Annotated in this window: 1 protein-coding gene; it reads right to left on the bottom strand. The window is 41.7% G+C overall.

What is annotated here, in order from left to right; all coding sequences use genetic code 11:
* Window positions 1-93 precede the first annotated feature (93 nt).
* Window positions 94-1,056, bottom strand: coding sequence for a M48 family metallopeptidase (locus A0J48_RS26435; protein ID WP_200327544.1), 963 nt, complete (start codon window positions 1,054-1,056; stop codon window positions 94-96).
* Window positions 1,057-1,104: the final 48 nt, after the last annotated feature.

Raw genomic sequence — 1,104 nt, 5'->3', positions numbered from 1 at the left:
GTGATGGGGTGATGGGGTGATGGGGAGCAGAGGAGAAATTTTTTCTCTTGCCTATTCCCTTCTTACTGTCACCTGTCACCTGTCACCTGTCACCTAATCAGCCTTTTTCATTCTGTCAATTTCTTTTTGTAATTCTTCAATTTGTTTCCGTAATTTTTCGGCTTCATTTTCTGGTGTTTCAACTTTGACATTCACTGCTCCGGTAGCGGGTGTTTGCTGATAGTTACCTTGACGAATTTGCTGATATTCTTCTGATCCTGCCCAAGCTCGTAAATAATGCAGCCGTTCTACAGGAAAAGGATGACTGAGCATCATGCCTTGAGCGCCATTGTAAATGAGAAATTTATATACTTGATTAAGTCCATCTTCATCCAGTGCCTGATATTTTTCTGACTGCTGGATAAATTCTTGTAAACTACATTCGTGGGCATATTTATTACTACCACCAGAAATTTTCATCATGGATGACATGACAGGGTTTAAGTCATCCATTACTAACAATGCAGCGCGATCTGCCGATAATTCGGCTTTACGTCGCCATTCAAAAAAGGCATAAATTAAAGCTTGATTGACGAAATTACCTAAACCGAAAGTTAATTCACCAATGACGGAAGCAGCACTCATTGCCCACATCGCCATTTGAATTAAAATAGTATGACCACATTTAATATGCCCCAGTTCATGGGCAAGCACCGCCCTAATTTCGGCTTCATTAAGTAAGTCTAGTATCCCTGTGTTAACGACTATGTAAGGATGATCTTGCCCTAAAGCGTAGCTATTGGCTTGTGGGTTGTGTGAAATAAACAGTGCAGGTTCGGGGTAAATATCCAAATCCCGTACACAGTCCCGAAACATCTGGTAAATGGTGGAATATTGGCGCGGCCCGACTTGGATGGAGTTGCCCATTAAATAAACTAATTGAGGACGTTCATAAACAAATTCCACAAATTTACGAGCAACTAAATCAAATCCTGGCAAACTTCGTAAAGCTTGCTCTGCTTGGCGATCTAGTGGATGCCGAAATGCTTCGCTGGAAATTCCTGTGTAAGTTGGCATAATTTAAGGAAGTAGGTAAATGGTGATTGGGGATTGGGGACTGGGGAC

This window comes from Sphaerospermopsis aphanizomenoides BCCUSP55 (genome assembly GCF_001586785.1).
Lineage (GTDB): Bacteria > Cyanobacteriota > Cyanobacteriia > Cyanobacteriales > Nostocaceae > Sphaerospermopsis_A > Sphaerospermopsis_A aphanizomenoides_A.
This window is presented reverse-complemented; position numbering and strand designations above follow the sequence as displayed.

Excerpts from the sequence above, each read along its gene's own strand:
- A0J48_RS26435 (WP_200327544.1), bottom strand. The coding sequence starts at position 1,056 with ATGCCAACTTACACAGGAATTTCCAGCGAAGCATTTCGGCATCCACTA.